Annotated in this window: 10 protein-coding genes; all 10 read right to left on the bottom strand. The window is 71.2% G+C overall.

Annotated elements, in window-relative coordinates; translation table 11 throughout:
• Nucleotides 1-61: 61 nt before the first annotated feature.
• On the bottom strand, nucleotides 62-463 hold the full coding sequence (locus LZ199_RS40635; protein WP_253999183.1) for a hypothetical protein: 402 nt from the start codon (nucleotides 461-463) through the stop codon (nucleotides 62-64).
• Nucleotides 464-660: 197 nt separating this feature from the next.
• On the bottom strand, nucleotides 661-1,095 hold the full coding sequence (locus tag LZ199_RS40630) for a hypothetical protein (RefSeq protein WP_253999182.1): 435 nt from the start codon (nucleotides 1,093-1,095) through the stop codon (nucleotides 661-663).
• A gap of 62 nt (nucleotides 1,096-1,157) precedes the next feature.
• Entirely contained in the window at nucleotides 1,158-3,461 is a 2,304-nt protein-coding gene (locus LZ199_RS40625) for a lantibiotic dehydratase (protein ID WP_253999181.1), read from the bottom strand.
• A complete protein-coding gene (locus tag LZ199_RS40620) occupies nucleotides 3,458-5,125 on the bottom strand; it encodes a hypothetical protein (protein WP_253999180.1) in 1,668 nt (555 codons plus the stop codon). Before LZ199_RS40620 ends, LZ199_RS40625 begins: the two co-directional genes overlap by 4 nt.
• Entirely contained in the window at nucleotides 5,122-7,458 is a 2,337-nt protein-coding gene (locus tag LZ199_RS40615) for a lantibiotic dehydratase (RefSeq protein WP_253999179.1), read from the bottom strand. The genes LZ199_RS40620 and LZ199_RS40615 overlap by 4 nt, the downstream gene beginning before the upstream one ends.
• 57 nt (nucleotides 7,459-7,515) lie before the next feature.
• Entirely contained in the window at nucleotides 7,516-10,764 is a 3,249-nt protein-coding gene (locus LZ199_RS40610) for a serine/threonine-protein kinase (protein WP_253999178.1), read from the bottom strand.
• Entirely contained in the window at nucleotides 10,757-11,596 is an 840-nt protein-coding gene (locus LZ199_RS40605; RefSeq protein WP_253999177.1) for a hypothetical protein, read from the bottom strand. The genes LZ199_RS40610 and LZ199_RS40605 overlap by 8 nt, the downstream gene beginning before the upstream one ends.
• 9 nt (nucleotides 11,597-11,605) lie before the next feature.
• Complete coding sequence (locus LZ199_RS40600; protein WP_407667333.1) at nucleotides 11,606-14,242, bottom strand: TonB-dependent receptor plug domain-containing protein; 2,637 nt, start codon at nucleotides 14,240-14,242, stop codon at nucleotides 11,606-11,608.
• A gap of 222 nt (nucleotides 14,243-14,464) precedes the next feature.
• The gene (locus LZ199_RS40595; protein ID WP_253999175.1) at nucleotides 14,465-15,379 is read right to left on the bottom strand and encodes a PhnD/SsuA/transferrin family substrate-binding protein; all 915 of its coding nucleotides are present in this window, start codon (nucleotides 15,377-15,379) and stop codon (nucleotides 14,465-14,467) included.
• Nucleotides 15,376-17,892: a tetratricopeptide repeat protein gene (locus LZ199_RS40590; protein WP_253999174.1), complete on the bottom strand. Its 2,517-nt coding sequence runs from the start codon at nucleotides 17,890-17,892 to the stop codon at nucleotides 15,376-15,378. Before LZ199_RS40590 ends, LZ199_RS40595 begins: the two co-directional genes overlap by 4 nt.
• Between the last annotated feature and the right edge of the window lie 15 nt (nucleotides 17,893-17,907).

Genomic DNA, 17,907 nt, shown 5'->3' with positions numbered 1-17,907 from the left:
AAGGGCGCCGCCCCTGCTTCAGGGTGCGGCGCCCGGGGAAGAGCGAAGTCGACTGCGTGTCTCAGGCGACCGCGACTTCGGCCATGCGCTTGGCGAACAGCTCCTGCGCGTTCCGCTGGCTCTGCTCGGACAGGCCCTTCTCCTTGTTCGCCTTCAGCAGGTCCTGGGCGATGTCGGTGATCTGACCCGGCTTGGAGGCCTGGTCGAGCAGACCGCTCACCAGGCTGTTGCCGCCCATGCCCTCCAGGAGGGACTTGCCGGGGAAGTTGTTCAGCAGGTTCTTCGCGACACTGGCGCCAGGGAACAGGTCCATGGCGGCGCTCAGGCCGGCCTTGAGCGGGTTCTCGCCCTTCATCAACCCGCTGACGAAGCCCGCCGCGATACCCAGCGCGGGGTTGATGGCCGTGAGGGCCGGCTTGAGGATGTCCAGCGCCTTGCCGAGAACGTTCTTGAAGAGGCCCATGATCGTAATCTCCGAAGGTCTGGCGTCGCTCCGCGTCCGTCGCGAGCCAGCCTGACAGTGGAGTTATCGGTCCGACGCCGCCGAAGTTCCGTGTGCCCTGGAACAAAAATCAACGGCGGCCCAAGTCCCTGGAATTCCGTGGGTTTTCATCCCACCTTGTCGGCTGGGGTGGAGAAAACCCGCCGATAAATCGGGGATCACGCCTTCGGAGGGCCCTTGGGGTCAGGGGTCGTGGCGCGGGATTCGGGGGCGCCCTTGAGCACCTCGTCCGAGGCGAGCGCGGCCTTGTAGCGCTCATCCCCCTTCCCCGCGCTGAAGCCGTCACGCTGCTGCGCGCGGCTGATGACGACCTCGCCGCTGATGAGCTTGTCCAGGTGGCCTTGGATCTCCGCCACGGTGGGGGCGCTGGGGTCCTTGGCCTTGAGGTCCCCGTCGAGGGTGATTTCCAGCGGCATCTGCTTCTGCGGGTGCTGGGCGTAGTCGAGGATCTTCTCGACGTAGGCCTCGACGGAAATCTGGAGGAGGCGCGCCTGCTCCTTCACGTCCGCGTTGCCCATCAGCTCCGCGCGAATCTCCTCCACCGGGCGCTTCAGCTTCCGAGTCTCAGGGACGACGGTGTTCTCACCAGACATGGGCTCTCCAGAGGGACTGGCAGTGACCTGGCCCCATTCTGTTCGCGGACCCGGCTCGGATGTCAAAGATGCGAGGTGCCCTCGCTCCAGCGGGTGAACTGCATCCGCAGCTCGCAGGTGTAGCGGCCCCGGGCGTCCTGGAGCCAGAGCTGCTCGGGGGCCGGGTACATCTCCTCCACCGACAGCCGCTCGGCCTCGCGCGACAGGTGGGAGAGCAGGTCCAGGGCGAAGGGGCTCGCGGTGTCGATGAGGTACGGCTTGCGCTCCTTCGAGCTGCGCATGAAGACGAAGCGAGGCCAGCCCCGTGCGCGTCGCTCGCGCTGCGCGGCGAGGAAGAGGTCGAACCCGGTGGGGCGCGCCAGCTTCTCCGAGGACAGCTCCCAGCGCTCGCGCTGGTAAACGGCGCCGCCGATGCTCAAGCGAGGCAGGTGGCTGCCCTTCGTGCGCAGCGGCGCGTGGAGCACCTGGGGATGCGCCAGCGCTGCGAAGGGCGGATAGGAGGAGAAGTCATCCAGGGGCAGGTACAGGTGCACCCGCTCGCCCTTGCCATCCACCAGCACCGGTCCTTGGGATGTGGGCAGCACCTTCACATCGGCCGGCGTCATCGCGCCGTCCTCGACGTCCAGCACGTCCGAGACCGCGTACACGAGGCGGCGGCCGGGGAACACGTAGAAGCCCTTGTTGCGACGGCGGATGGACAGGCCCACGAGTCCGCGCGCCGAGGGGTCCGCCTCCAGCCAGCGCGAGGCCACCGCCGAGTACCGTTCCCGCGAGGGGAAGAAGGCGCTCAGCCAGCTTCGCAGCATCAGGTGGTGGTGCACGCGCGCGAGCATCACCTCGAAGCCGGCGCCGGCACCCTTAGACGCGAGGCAGACGTCCGGCAGCGCGTACCGGCCGCCCGGCGTGGAGGTGCCCAGGAAGTCCACCGGCAGCGCGCGTGCTCGCGAGCCATCCTCGTCCAACAGCACGGGTGGCACTGGGGAGAAGCGGCTGCCCGCCACGTCGTCCGGACGCAGCCGCACGGCGTAGTCCAGGAGGTCCAACGGACGCTCGTCCGTGCCGAGCGCGTCGCGCACCTGCTCGCGGAAGCCCTGCTGCACGCGCTCGCCGTAGGCCGCCGACAGCTCCAGGGGACCGGTCAGCGCGGACTCGAGGTCCTCCGTGAAGCGACGGCCGAAGCGCAGCCGGAAGGGAGAGCTGGCCTCCTCGTAGATGATGAGCCGGTCCGCGTACACCTGGCCATCACCGCGTCGCGAGGGCTTGCCCGTGGCCTCCGTGAAGCGGGCCTCCAGCTCCGGCAGCAACGCGCGACGCCGCGTCAGATCCGCCGTCTGGAACTCGGCCTTCAGGCGCGCGAGCGTGTCCAGCCGCTCCAGCCAGAGGGTGCGTGCTTCCAGCTCCGGCAGGGCCGCGACAGAGTCACGCACGCTCTCGAAGGTGGCGAAGTCGTTGGGTCGGAACGGCAGGCCCCACAGGAGCAGCGCGCCCTTCACCAGGGGCAGGGCCGAGCGCATCACCTCTTCGACGGCGAGGCCGAGCACCTGCGCGGCGGCAGCGGGCGTCGGATGCGCGCGCAGCACGGCCAGGAGCTGCTCGGCGCTCTCGGACAGCGGCACCTCCAGTTGCAGCGCCTGGCATGAGGCGCGGCCTGGAGACACCGTGAAGAGAGGGTTGAGGCGCAGGGGCAGATGGGGCCGCAGCGTCCGCTCACGCCCGATGGCGCGCGCGAGCTCCGTCACGGCCCAGAAGGAGAAGAACGTGCGGCGGCTGGTGTCGCCGCTCTCCACCGTGCGCACGTCGAAGTCGTCCGAGTCGGTGCGCTCGCCATAGGAGATGGGGCCGAAGAAGCTGGTCGTCTCGTTCTTCGCGCAGAAGCGCTGGAGGTACGTGTAGACCTGTCGGTCCACGCGCCGCGCGTCGGACGTGTCCTTCTGCTCGCCGCCACGCAGGTAGCGGGCCCAGACGTTGTCGAACATCGCGGGGCTGGAGAGGAACACGGCCTCCTGGATGGCGGGGTCCCCAGCGCGCTCGCGCAGCTTCGAGCGCAGGTCCGCGCGCTCCTTCGCATGGCGCGCCTGGAGGGCTTCGCGCCTCACGCGATAGCGCTCCAGGGCATCGCGGCTCGCCTGGCCATGACGGGACTTCAGCGTGGGCACCCTGCCCTGCTCGAAGGAGTCCTGGAGGGCCTTGGCCCCTGCTTCATCGCCCTCGGCGCGCACGGCGTCCAGGAGTGCCCGCTCGTCGTCGAGCAGCAGGTTCGCCTCGCCCAGCGCCTCGTCGGAGAACCCGAGCGACTCCAACCAATCGAAGGGGAAGCCAGCGTGCCGGAGCACGAACACCTCACCCAAGGTCCAGCGCTCGCTCATCCGTGCGTCCTCTCCAGGATGGACTTCGTCACCAGCATCTCCACCACCTTCGCGCGCTGCGCTTCCGGCACCGCGCCCAGCGCCGCCGACGCCGGAGCAGGCGCGGTCAGCTGGGACAGCACGGGCGCCAGGCGCGCATCCATCGCGAGAACGACACCTGTCGCCAGGTTCGCCGCGTACCACGTGGGCTTCGGCGCGCCATCGAGCGAGGCCGGCAGCCTCACCACCGCGCAGTCCACGTCCAGTCGGACGAGCGCGGCGGCTTCGTGCGCGGTCTCTGTCGATTGCGCTGGAGCCACGGGCCCGTACAGGAACGCCGCGGCGACACGCCCCGGACTGAGCGGAGCGCGACTCAGCAGCCGGCTCGCCAACGAGGCGAGTACTGAGGGCAGGCGCGCCCCCTCAATCGTGCCCGGCTTTTCAATAGGGCGACTGCGGGACAAGTCGCGGTCCGCCGGAGGGTCGCCGGGCTGTCCCCACCAACGAGACATGTTGCGGACCCGGGCGATGCGCTCCACCGACGCGTGGAACGGGCGCACTCCCGCGAGGTGGTCGAAGAAGCGCGAGCCCTCCAGCGCGGCCAGCGTGACATCCAGGGATGCCTCATCCATGCCCGGCGCGCCCACCCACCACTCCGCGACGACCCGCACACCCGCGGCCTTCAACCGTTGATAGCCCTGGACGAGTGATTCCAGCGAAATGAAGCGCCGGTCGGGATCCACCACCCGGCCGTTCTCGATGCCGCAGAACCCCACCACCACCGTGTGACAGCCACTCTCCACGAGCACGTCCGCCGCCAGGAGCGAACCGAGCGACACGTGGCCCGCCCAGCGTGCACCCCGGGTGTACGCGCGCACTTCATCCAACGAGCAGGCACCGAGCCAGTCTTCCCGTCGCAACGCCCCCGGTTCCGTTCCGTCGGCAGCCGGCGCATCGAACTCCACCCAGTCCTGCGCATCACCCCACGGGTACGGAGCGACGACCTCCAGCCCGAGCCCATCGGAGACCCACACGAGGTCACTCGCACCCGAGGCACCGTGCAGCGAAGCCACGCGCCAGCGCAGCGCGGGCACCTGCTCCGGGAACGTCGCACGCCGGAACGCGGGCATCCGCCCCAGCACCTTGCGATGACCCCAGGCGAAGGGCCCGGCGACTTCCAAGGGCACATGCGCCGGACACGCCTGCGCGAGTGACACGGCGGCGGGAAGCTGAAGGTCGCGCTCCAACCACACGCGGACGCACTCCGCCTCCTCGAAGCGCGCGAGGACACCCGCCACGTCATCCGAGTACGGCGCAGGCAATCCCGCCACGCGCTGGACATCCCCGCTCCGCTCCGTCGTGCCGGACTCCAGCTCCACGTCGTCCAGACGCAGGTGGACCCCATGGGGCGGGCCAGAAATCGCCGTCAGCACCGCGCCCAGGGCGCGCAGCTCCGGAATCGGCCCCCTGTCACGCAGCCCCTGCGCGACTCGCAGCAAGAGCAGCTCTCGCATCGTCTGTGGCGACAGCGGCGACGACTCGCGAGCCATGGCCTCGGCCTCCACCGACTCGGAGGAGAAGACCCGGCGGCCGAAGTCCCTCGCCAGGTCCAGCAGGTGCCACCCCTCGGGGACCTCGGGTACGAGCGTGATGTCCCGGTGTGGAGGCAGCACCAGCCACTTCATCTCTCCTCCTCGGTAGTAGAGGGCATGCCGGCCCGAGGACCTCCCCACAACAGCGTGCAGCGCAGCTCCACCGTGTGGCGACCGCCCGGCCCACGCAGCCAGAGCTGCTCCGGCCCGGGCAACATCTCCGAGAGGAGGACTTCCTCCTTCTGCTCCAGCAGGTTGAGGAAGACACGCAGCAACGGCGGACTGCGCACGTCCACCAGCACGGGCTTCCGCTCGCCCTTGAACTTCGCGAAGACACACGTCGGAAGGCCGCGCGCCTCCCACAGGCCCACCGCGACGCGCAGCCTCGCTCGGTCGTCCTTGCACGCGAGCAGCGCCTCTCGCGCCGCCGCATCCAGCCGCCACTGCTCTCGCTGCACCACCACCCCGCCGAGCGTGACTCGAGGCGTGTGCTCCCCCAGCGACACCCGCAGCGGGCGGATGCGCGGCAGGGAGAACGCCGTATGCACCGTGCTCTCCAGCTCGCCGTTGTAGAGGCACACCTCGGAGCCGAGCCGCTTCGACACCAGGCGCGCGCTCTTGCCATCGCTCTCGACGAACAGGTCATCCAGCGGAATCCGCCACGCGGAGGCGCGGGAGCTGACACCGCCCAGCTCCACCACCGGCCCGGGAAACTCCGAGGGCAACAGCCCCGTGCGACGCGAGGGCAGCACCGTCACCAGGGGCATCGCGCGCGGCAGGGCGCCGAGCGCACGCACCATGGCGCTCTCCACCTTCCCTCGCGATGGATGAAACTGGAGCGCCCAGCCCCACACCAGCGCGGTGTCGTGGATGTCCCCCATCACCAGCGTGTAGTCGCCCCGTCCCCAGGCCTCCACGTCCTTCGCCCCGACGAGCAGGTCCACCGACGTGACGAGCGGCAGGGCCCGCGCCGAATCCCACGCGGGAGGCACCACATCACCCAGCTCGACAGCGCGCGCACCCGCGTCCGGAATGGCCTGCGCGAGCAGCTCCGCCATCGAAGTATCCAGCGGCACCGGCAGGTCCGCGCTGGCGGCGGCCACCTTCCAGAAGGGCACGGTGCGCGAGCCGACCTTCTGCGCCACCGCCGCACGCGCCGCGTCTCGCGTGCGCCAGGCCGCCTCGGCCATCCACGCCAGCGCCGGCTCCATGCGGGTCCCCAGCTCCCGGGCCCGCTCGCCCCCCACCTCGAGTCGCAGGTCGCCGCCGCACTCCTCTCGCAGCGCGAGCCGGTCCTGGTAGAAGTTGTGCGACTCGGACGCGGGGCCGCGCTCCGTCGAGGGCGCCACGCCCCACTGCTCCTTCGCCCGCCGCGCGAAAGCGTCCTGGAGCGCCATCTTCCCGCTCGCGTCCGCCGCGCCATAGCGCCCCATCAACTCCAGCAGCGCGCTCAGGCCCTCGACATGACGCCGCGCGCCCGCGCTCGGCAGCGCGGCGACACGCTCCGCCAGATCGTCCACGGGGTGGTGCACCGCAGAGGGCACCTCCAGCTGGTGTGTGAGCAGCGACTTGTCACAGCCCAGCCGCAGCGCCTCGCGGGCCAGGCCAGGCGCCACGCCCAGCGACGACGCCAGGGCCGCCAGCGTGCGTGTCCCATCCGCCAGCTCCACCAACCGGGGCAGCAGCTCCTCCGCGCTCTCCGGCGTGGGGCCCGCCTTGCGCGCGGGCATCTCCGCGAAGGCCTTGCGGCGCGGCACCAGCCACGAGGCCACATCCGGGTCGAACGCGATGGCCCGCACCAACCCCTGCACCAGCCACGAGGCCGCGAAGGTGTTGCGCCCCACCAGCGTCTCGGGGCCGGACCAGCTCAGCGTCACGCCCGTGGGCGCGTCCGGGTCCACGCGGCCGTAGTTGATGGGGCCGAAGAAGCCCATCGTCTCGTTCTTCGCGCACAGCCGCTGCAGATAGCTGGCGAGCTGCCGACGCAGCCGGGAGCCCTCGCGCCCCGCGAGCAGATCCTTCGCCACGGGCGGGCTGGAGCTGGCGACCGCCTCCAGCAAGCGCGGCTCTCGGCACAGCGTCGCGAGTTGGGACTCCACCGCCGCCAGCTCACGCTCCATCGCCTCGGCGAAGCCGGCCTCCGCCTCCTGGGCCGCCGCGGCGCGGACATTCCACTCCGCGAAGCGCTCCGGAGATTCCAGGCCCTCGGTGTTGACGGGACGTCCCGCCTTGAGCGCGGCCAGCAGCTCTCGCGGAGGGCGACGCACGCGCGGCCCCTGGGCACGCAGCGCCTCCAGCCCGCGTCGCTCCGATTCGAGCCGACGCGCCCACGCCGCCGACTCCGGGCACCCCAACCGCTCCAACCAGTCGAATGAGAAACCCGTCGTCCGCACGACGAGGTGAGGAAAGAAGGTCCAGCCCTTCATGGGTCACATGTCCTTCAACCTCGTGGGCCCCCCCGAAGGAGGCCCGAGGCCAGCCACTCAGTCTTGCTGCCGAGCCGTCACGACAATCTCCTGCCCGGGCACCGCCAGCACCCACTGCTTGCTCGCGGCACCAGGACAGCTCACCACCACTTCCAGCTCCCTGCCGGCCTCGATGGAGGCCTTCGTCACCGGCGTGCGGTTGGCCAGCGGAGCCCCGTCCACCTGGACCTGGCAGCCCGGCGCGCCGCTCGTCACGCTCAGCACCCCGCGCGTCCCAGGCTGGGGCATCGCATCCGCCAGCGTCCGCACGTCGATGTCCTCGCGAAGCTGCGTGGTGCCGAACCGCCGCAGCTTCCCGTTCACCGCCGTGGCGATGAGCATCGGCCCGGTGGGCGGCGCCGGCAGCGACTGCGAGCCGGACTCCAGCCGCACGCCACCGACGTACACGTGCTCGCCCTCCTCCAGGTTGAGGAACATGGAGCCGGGACCGCGCAGCATCACCACCGCCACCACGGCCACCACCAGCAAGAGACCACCACCCAGGGCCGCCCACTTCCACGTGCCCTTCCCGGACTCGGAAGCGGCGGGCTCCACGTGCGCGGGCGCGGGAGGCGCGGGGCGCGCGGCGGGCACGGGGCTCTGGTGTCCTGGCGAGGACGGCCTGGGCGCCGGCGCGGGACGGGGCGCCGCCGAGGCGGGCAGCGCGGTGGAGGAAGGACGCTGAGGCACGGGCACCGCGGTGTGGCCCGGCTGCGAGGGACGCGGCGTGGGAGCCAACTGCGCTGGCGCGGGAGGAGGCAACTGCGCGCCCCCCTGCAGCAGCACCACCTCGGTCCGGTCCCCCGCTTCCAGCTCCGGAAGCATCGGCAGCGGAGTCATGGTGGGCGGCGGAGGCGGAGGCCGGATCGCCACGGGCGGAGGCGTCGCGGGCCGGGTCGCCACGGGCGGAGGTGTCGCGGGACGGGTCGCCACCGGCGGAGGCGTCGCCGGGCGGGTCGCCACGGGCGGAGGCGTCGCGGGGCGCGCGGCCACGTTGCCGCTGCCCGTGCCCGTCGTCGGACGCGGGATGTTGCCACTGCCCGCCGTGGTCGGCTTCAGGCCACTGCCCGTGCCCTTGTTGGGCGTCCTGGCGTCGACGGGGGCCACCATGTCCCCGCTGCCAACGCTGCCGCTGCCCGTGCCGCTGGGGACGGGCTTGGGATGGCTGCCCGTTCCCGACGAGGTCGCGGGCGTGTACTCCACCAGCCGATCTCCCAGCGTGTCCTTGAAGAACTGGGCCACCGCCGCCGGGGACGAGTTGAGGCGGTGGTGCGCCATCACCGCTTCAATCTCCTCGCGCATCGCCGCGGCGGACGGCGTGCGGCGCGCCGGGTCCTTCACGAGCGCGCGGAGGATGAGGTCGGAGACGTCCTGCGGAATCTGCGGACGCAGCTGCGAGGGCACGGGCGCGGGCTCACGGACGATGGCGTTGAGCGTGGCCGCGTCGTGGTCCCTGCGGAACGGAAGCTGTCCGGTGAGCAGCTCGAAGAGGACGACACCGAGCGCGAAGACGTCGTTGCGCGCGTCCAGCGTGCGGCCCGACGCGGCCTCCGGGGAGATGTACGAAATCTTCCCCTTCAGCACGCCCGCCTGCGTGTTCTCCTCGCCCGCCACCTTGGCGATGCCGAAGTCGCTCAGCTTGATGGCGCCGTCCAGCGAGATGAGGACGTTGTGCGGGCTGACGTCGCGGTGCACCACGGGGTGCGGCGTGCCCGCCGGGTCCACGTACGCGTGCGCGTAGTGCAGCCCCGCGGCCACCTCCGCGACGATGCGCAGCGCGTGCTCCAGCGGCAGCGCGAGCCCCTTGCGGCGCAGCTCGTTCACCAGCCGCTTCATGTCCGGCCCGCGCACGTACTCCATCAGGATGTACGCCACCCCGTCGGACACGCCCACGTCGAAGGTCTGCACGACGTTGGGATGCGTGAGGCGCGCGTTGGCGCGAGCCTCCGCGAACAGCATGTCCACGAACTCGGGGTTCTGCGCGAACTGCGGCAGAATCTTCTTCATCACCACGAACTTCTCGAAGCCCTTCACGCCCACCTGCTTGGCGAGGAAGACTTCGGCCATGCCGCCCTGGCCCAGCCGTCGGATGATGTTGAGCTTGGTGCTGCCCAGCGAGTTGGAGATGTCGGTGGGCGAGCCCTTGTTCGCCTGCGGGTCGACGTTGGTGGACCCGAACAGGTACTGACTGAGGGCGCGCGACTCCAGCCCTTGAATGTCGTCCAGCGGCCGGTCCGTGAGCTGCACGCGCGCCAGGAACCCCTGGAGCTGCGGCATGTGCGGCACCTGGGCGCTGCCGCCGCAGATGGGGCACTCGATGGAGGTGGTCGTCTGGTGCGCGCGAAGCTGCGCCAGGTACTCGTGGGCCTGGATGCGCTGGTGGCTCACCTGGCCACAGTTGCGGCACTCGCACGGCAGCCACAGCGTGGCCAGCCGCCCCGGCATCATCTTGGACGAGCGCGCCAGCACGGCCAGCGCCGGCGGAGGCACGCGGCACAGCACCACCTGCGCGGCCTGCGCCGCGGTGTCCAGCACCTGTTCCAGCTTGGGCAGCGCCTCCGGCTCCACCGTCCTGACGTGGCTGAAGTCGAACGCGACGCGCCCCTCCAACCCGGACGCGAGCCGGCGCACGTTGAGGTCGCCCTTGAGCGTGCTGGCCAGCGAGATGAACGTGACGTCGTCCTGGACGATTTTCAGGTGCTGCGGCAGCTCCGACTGGTCCGTCGGCATGCTCGCGCGCAGGTAGCGCATCACCACCGGGTCCACGGTGCCGAACTGCTGACGGCGCGCGTAGTCGAAGAACTCGCCCGGCAGGTCCGCGAACTCCAGCGGGTTGGAGCAGACGGGACAGGTGTGCTCGGGCGCGCGCTCCTCGGCGATGACCTGGGCTTCGTCCACCAGGTTCACCACCCGCATCCGGTCTTCGTTGCAGGTGCGACACGTATAGGGGGCGAGGACGGAGAGCACGCGGGCGACTCCCGCGAAGCCCTCCACCATGTTGAGCTGATCCACCACGACGGGGGGCGCGTGCACGACGTACAGCCCCAGCGCGCCCGGAGGCAGCTTCGCGGCGAACTCAATCCACCGACGGACCCCGAAGGAGCTGATGCGCTCCACCCGGCCGAGGTCGACGACGAGGAGCCCACTGAGCTCCTGGCTCGTCGACGTCAACGGGAAGGTCTCGTCGATGACCCCGGCGATCCGGACGTGGGTGATGGTACCCACGCGGAGCCGGCTGATGATGGCGTTGGAACCCTGGCTATCCACCGGCCCTGACCTCATGCAGACAGAACATCAGTGACTTGGGCTGGGCCGCGCGGCGGCGCGCGTCTCCCAGGTCCACCACGCACACGACTCGCGACTCCCGGCCAGCGGTCACCCGGACCGCCACCGTGTCGCAGTGCTCGAGGATGCGACGCAATCCAAGACCCGCCCCTCCGCCAGACGCATCCACCTTCACGCGCTGGCCCCACCCCTCCAGCGCCCGGGCGAACGAGCCCGGCCGCAGGCCGCCGAAGCGGTCCGCCACTTCCAGCCACATCCGGCCGTCCTCCACCGCGAACGTCAGCTCGCAGGCGTCCTCCGGCTCCACTTCCCGCACCTCGGTGCGCCGGTGCGCGTAGCGAGGCTCGCCCCGCGCATCCACCGGTGCATCCAGGAGCGCGTTGGCGGCGATTTCATGCACCACGTCCGCCACCAGCCCGGCCGACACGCGGCTGCCCTCCGCGTCGCCCACCGCCACCGCCGCCGCCGTGGCCGCGGCGTGGATGTCCGCCACGCGGCGCAGCGGATGGCGCTTCACCTCCGCCTGGTCCGGGAGCAACGAGCCCTGCTTCCACAGCGAGCCCAACAGGCGGACCTCCCACATGGAAGGTCCCCCGTCGCGCTCGCGCGTGGCCAGGAGCAGGGCCGGCGGCTCTCGCCGCAGCCACTGCGCGTGCTCGGGCTTGAGCACGCCGTCGAACAACACCAGCGCTCCCTGGCCGCCCACCTCACCCTGGGCCAGCAGCGGCACCGCCTGCTCGAGCGAGGCCGCGGGCAGGGAAGCATCTGCAATCAGCAGGAGGCCCCCGGCCTCCAGGTGAGGAGCGGTACTCAAACGCGGTGCCTAATAGCGTACCTTGACTTCACTGAAGAAGGATTGGGGCGGCGCGGGGAAGCCGTGAGACTCCTCGTAGGCCGCGTTGAAGAGGTTGGAGCCGAGGAACGACACGGCGATGCCGTCGTAGATGTTGAAGCCCACCCGCGCGCTGGCCGTCAGGTAGCTGGGCAGTTGCACGCGGGAGGTGGGCAGGCCCGTCACCTCGTCCACCTGGAAGCCCGGGTCGAAGCGCGGCCCGACGAAGAGCGCGTACAGCTCCACGAAGGCCACCTTGCCGATGTTGGTGCGGCCACGCGCGTAGATGCGGTGCGTGGGCGCGTAGTCCAGCGGCGTCTCCGGGCTGTCGTCGAAGGGCACGTTCTTCGCGTCGAGGAGCTGGTAGGCCACGTCGAACGACGAGTTGATGGACGGAATCTGCGCCGCCGCCTCCAGCTCCAGGCCGGCGATGCGCGCGTCGCCCATGTTGCGGAACTGGGACACCGAGCCGAAGACGAGCTCCTGATTGATGAAGTTCTTGGCCACGTTGTAGAAGCCCGTCGCCGTCAGGCGCACGCGCCGGTCGAAGGGCCAGAAGTCCACGGAGCCCTCGAACGTGTCCAGCGTCTCCGCGCGAAGGTCGGCGTTGCCCACCAGCGTGGAGGCGTACATCTGCTGGTTGATGGCCAACTCCGCCAGGGTGGGCGCGCGGAAGGCGCGGCCGTAGTTGGTGCGCAGCGTGAGCAGCTCCGGCACCGCGTGGAAGACGATGCTCGCGCGCGGAGAGAGCTGGTCGGTGCGCTCGCGCCAGACAGCTTCCGGAATCTGGTAGCGGTCATACCGGGCGCCTCCGCTCAGCACCAGGCGCTCCGTCAGGCGGTACTCCGCGTCCACGAAGCCACCGAGGATGGTCTGCTTGGTGTCGTCCAGCGTCAGCCCCGGCAGGATGTTGGGCACGTTGACGTTGTCCAGCTTCAAGTCGCCGCCGAACGTCACCGACAACGGGCCCGCCGAGTACAGCGCGCGAACCTCACCGCCCAGCCGGCGCCGCTTGCCCAGCGCGCGCGTAGGGTCGCCACCGAAGGCGTTCTCCATCACCACGTCGCGGCGCTTGAAGAAGCCGTACGCCTGACCGAACAGGCGCAGGTTGTCCGTAATCTGTTGGTCCACCTGAGCGGAGGCGTTGAAGTTCTGGACGGACTCCTCGTCGTCCGGCGTGTAGTGGCAGCGGCCGCAGTTGCCCACCGTCGAAATCTGCGTGTGCGAGCCACCCGGGCGGCCAATCGTCGCGTCCGTGAAGTCCGCGTCCAGCGCCAGCGGCCCCACGCGCACCTTGCCGTTCACCTGGTGCACCATCGAGTCCTGGTTCTCGTCCACCACGCCCCTGGCGGGGTCACTGAAGAGCTGCGGCCCGTCCGAGCCATAGCCGTAGTAGCCCAACAGCGCCTCCACGGGGCCGCCGCGTCCCGCCACGTTGCCGTGCAGGCGCCACGTCTGGTCCTGGCCCGCGAGGATGCGCGCCTCGGCGCCCACGTTGCGTCCCGCGGCGATGAGGTCCGCCGGCTGGCGCTCGATGATGTTGATGACGCCGCTGAAGGCGTTGGAGCCGTACAGCGACGAGCCCGGGCCCCGGATGACCTCCACCTGCTTGAGGTTGACGAGCGGCGTCGTCTCGTCCGCGTAGAACTGACCCGTCCACGGGTCCGTCAGCGGCCGGCCGTCCTTGAGCAACAGCAGGCGGTTGGACAGGTAGTTGGAGCCCAGGCCACGCGCGCTCACCGCCGCCTTGCGCATGGACCCGCGGCGGCACTCCATGCCGGGGAAGTACTGGATGGCCTCGCACAGCGTGAACTGGCCGGTGCCCTCCAGCTCCTCCGCCGGAATCCACGACACCGTCAGGGGCACATCCGCGATGCGCTGGTTGCGCTTGGAGGCCGTCGTCACCACCGCCTCGCTCAGCACGCGGTTGACCGACTCCTCCAGGGCGTCCGCGCCACCCAGCGGATCCTCACCGGGCAGGCTCGCCAGGCCGGACGGAGGCGGCATCGGCCGGTCCGTGGTGGGCTGGGCGAAGGGCGCGGAGATGGGGACGTTGTCGCCAGGCGCGGGCTTCTGGCTCCCCGTCGCGGGCAGCACCGCGCCGTGCGAGGCGGGCGGCGTGCTCAGCGGATCCGCGGAGAGCACGGGGTCCAGCGAGGGGCTGGCCAGAGGGGCGTGCGAAGGAGGACCGGCCGGGTGGGTCTCCACCGTGGGCGCGGGAGTCACCGGGACGGGCGGCTCCGCCGTCACGGCCTCGGGGGCCGTTGGATCATCCGTCTCGGTGCCGGCTCCCAGGACGGGAATCTCCGGCTCGACGGGCGCCGGCTCCACCGGCTTGCTGTTCTTGCGAGTCTTCGGCGGCTTCTTCGCCGTGCGCGGAGGCTTGGTCGAGGGCGTCTTCGTGGCGCCGGGGACCTTCGTCCCGGGCGGAACGACGCGCTTCTTTCGCTTCACTTTCGCTGGCGCCTCACCCGCCGCGCCGGAATCCTGAGCCTGGGCCACCGTGGGGTGGGCCAGGGCCAGCGCGCTGAAGAGGACGGACATCGCCATGTAGGCGCGGATACCCCGGCGCCCTGCGTGAGCTCCCACCGCACCTCGCAGCGGATCAGCAGACACTTTGGAGTGCATCGTTCTCACATCCGCGAATGGGAAGAGCCCCCGCGGTCCTATACGCCCCTGTTGGCCGGCGCGACGCCAGGGCACTCGTTCTTTTGGACGAATTCGCTCACCTGCACGCTCGCGCCGTAAGAAAACAAGCTACCCCAGCGGCCCAGCGGGGCCAAGTTGATGATTCTCATTCCCTGGAAACTCAAGAGTGTTTCGGGCCAGCGCGCCGAAGGTTGCGTCAAATCAGTCGTCGGGCTGTTCGGCGGCCACGGCGAGGTCCCCGCCGAATGAAGGCAGGGAGGGGCCCAGCTCCTCGGCTCGGACCAGGACTTCGGCGTCCACGCGCAGCTCCGGCGCGTCGGCGAAGACGGGCTGGCGGCGCGGGGGGCCTTGGGTGACGAGTCGCCGGAAATCCTCGAAGTCCTTGCCCTGGATGCGAACGAAGGACTCGAACGGGGCGACCGCACCCACGGAGGACAGCGCGGAGTCCAGTGACTCCTTGTGGTTGCGCAGGTCCACCAGGACGGCGCCCGGCAGCCGGGAGCTGCGGAAGAGGACGCGCAGGTCCTTGTCCTTGGGGACATGGGACATGGGCACCAGGGCCGCCTCGGCGCCCTTGGCCTCCAGCATCTTCAGGGCGGACTCCACGTTGGGGACGGGGGTGAGCTTGAAGTGGCGCTGCGCGTCCAGGTCTCCTCCGAGCACCGCGTGGGTGACGAACTTGGGGTCGGCGGGGCCCGCGCCCTTCACCAGGGCCAGGCGCTTGCCGGAGAGGTCCTTCACCACGCCTTTGTGAGTGGAGACGATGGCCCAGCGCTGCTGGGACTCGCCGGGACGGGACGCCCAGGCCAGCGGGGTGGCCTTGGCGCCGAGCTGCACGGCGGCCCACCCCTCCACCACGGCGAAGTCCACCCCTCCGTCGGAGATGGCGCGCGCGAAGTCCTCGTAGCGGCCGAAGCTCTTGGCGGCGATGGGGCGGTCCATCGCCTGTGACAGCTTCGCGGCCAGGGCCTCCGCGTACTGGAAGCGCTCCTGGCCGTCGCTCAGCGTCGTGGCCAGGAAGACGCCCAGCGTGGCCTTCTTCGGGGCCGCGGCGGCGGGGGTGATGACACAGAGGGCCAGCGCGAGGCCGGCCAGCAGCAAGCGGAGCGTCTTCATGGGGTGGTCTCCTCCACGGTGGCTCCGGCCGGCGACGCGCCCGAGGGCTCGGCGAGGCCATGGAGGCTCTGCAGGCGTTCCTTCCACTCACGCACCTGGGCCTGGCGGGGGCCGGGGCCGGAGGCGAGGTAGCGGCGCCAGGCGTCCACGGCCTCGGCGGGCTCGTGGCGGCGCTCCTGGGCGTCGATGCCCAGGTTGAGCGCGGCGACGGACACGGTGGACTCCAGGCGGCGCCACGTGGCCAGGGCCTCGGACGCCTTGCCCTTGCGCCAGTCGACGCAGGCCTGGTTGTGCTGGAGCAGCGCGTCCTCGGGCTCGGCGGCGAGCGCGGCCTTGAGGGCCTTCTCCGCGCCCTTCATGTTGCCGGAGGCGTAGGCCAGCGAGGCCTCGCGCCGATGAAGCGCGCCCGTCAGGGACGCGAGCCACTTGGGCTGGCCGGGCATGGGCTTCTTGGCCGCGGCCGTCAGCTGCTTGCGCGAGGCGGCCACCTGCCCCTTCTTGTAGAGGACGAAGGCGTCCGCCAGGGCGCGGGTGTTGGGCCACGCCCAGGGCTGCGCCGGGGTGAGCGCCTTCTTCAGCGCGGCGCTCGCCTCCGCGTGACGGCCAGCCTCCGCGCGAGACAGTCCGCGAGCGAAGAGGGCCAGCTTCGTCAGGTCCGCGCGCTTGCCGGTGCCCAGCTTGTCCACGGCGTCCAGGTCGCGGTCGGCGCCCTCGACATCCCCCGCCTCCAGGCGGGCCAGCGCGCGGCGCACCAGCACGCGTGGCAGGTTGGCCTGCGCCACGCTCGCGGCCGTGCGCGACGGGCCGACTTCCGTGAGCCGCTGCACGGCGGCGTCCACCTGGCCCAGCTCCACCTCGGCGAGCGCGGCGCCCACGGAGGCCTCGGCCTGCTGGTCCGGCTCCTCCGTCTGCTTGCCCGCGAGGCCGAAGGCCTCCAGCGCCGCCTGCGCATCCCCCGCGCCCAGCCGCGCGTAGCCCAGGAGCAGTTGCTCCCGCCACGTCGCGCCGGGGAGCGTGGCGCCCTGCTCCATCACCTTGCGCGCGTCCGCGTAGGCACGCGTCTCCATCAGCGCCGCCGTCAGCCGGCGGGCCATGAGCGCACTGCGGTCCAGATCGTAGGCCCGGCGCAAGTCGCGAACGGCGTCATCCGCCCGCCCCGCCCCGCCCCTGTCGCGGGCACGGTGCGCGAGCGCGCGGGCCAGCCACTGCTTGGCACCGGCGTGCGCGGGGTCCACCTGGAGCGCGTTGCCGTAGTCCTCGATGGCCTGGTCCCACTGGCCGGTGGCGAAGTGGTCCGCGCCCAGCAGCATCCAGCCCAGGGCCTGACGGGGCACCATCTCCACGACGCGCCGGTGCACCTCCACCGCGCGCTGGTAGCGGCCGGCGCGGCGGTTGACGGAGCCGAGCGACGCCCACAGCTCCACGCTGCTGGCGCCCGAGCGCACCGCGGCCTCCAGGAACTGGATGGCCTCCTCGTGACGTCCCTGCGCCTGGAGCGCCTTGCCCACCGCCATCTGCCCCAGCACCAGGCCGGGCTGGAGCTCCAGCACCTTGCGGTAGGCCTCCTCGGCGGCGGGGGCCTGCTTCTGCGCCAGCCGCACGTCACCCAAGAGCAGGTAAGCGGCGGGCGTCGCGCCCACCTTCACCAGGGCCACCGCCTGCGCCTCCGCGCGGGGCACGTCGCCCGAGGCGAGGTACAGCCGGGCCAGCTTCTCCTTCGGCTCGGCCGCCTGCGGGAAGCGCGTGGTGACGCCCTCGAGCAGCGTCCGCGCCTCGCCCGGCTTGCCCTCCAGCTCCAGCACGCTGGCGAGCCCCAGCTGCACGGTGGGCGACTCCGGCCGGCCCGCCTGCGCCTGGGTGAAGGACGCGCGCGCGGCCACCGCGTCGCGGCGCAGCACGTGGGCGCGGCCCAGCAGCTCGTGCACCTGGAAGTCGTTGGTGGAGAGCTTCGCGGGACGCATGGCCAGATACTTCTGCAACCGCGTCACCGCCGCGTCGCCCTGCTGGGCGAAGAGGTAGTAGCTGGCCAGGTAGTAGTGGACGATGAGGTGCTCGGCCTGGTCCGCGCCGGCCACCTGCTCCAGCAGCGGTACGCCCTCCGGGAAGCGGCGCAGCTTGAAGAGGGCCACGCCCAGCGGGTACGAAAGCGACAGCTCGGACGGGTTGGCGGCCTGGACGGGCTTCAGCTTGTCCACGGTGCGCGCCCAGTCCTGGAGCGCGTTGGCGGAGGAGCCCACGCCCGCGGCGGCGGCGACGGAGCCCGGCTCGGCGGCCAGGGCCTGTTCGAAGAGGCCCAGCGCCTTGCGGTACTTCTCCTCCGCTTCCTTCTTGTTGCCGGACGCGCTGGCGGCGCTGGCGGACACCTGGGCCGTCTCGCCCTCCTTCACCAGCCGCTGCGACTCGGACATGGGGGGAGGGCGGTACTGCGCCAGGGCGGGAGGGCCGGCCAGCGAGGCCAGCAGGGCGAGCGCCGGGACGAGGCGTCGCATGGGGGTGTGGGGTGTGCGGCGCATGCGGGGGTCGTCCAG

The organism is Myxococcus qinghaiensis, from assembly GCF_024198215.1.
Taxonomy (GTDB): Bacteria; Myxococcota; Myxococcia; order Myxococcales; family Myxococcaceae; genus Myxococcus; species Myxococcus qinghaiensis.
The sequence above is the reverse complement of the archived record's forward strand: the minus strand, read 5'-3'. Positions and strand labels throughout refer to the sequence as shown.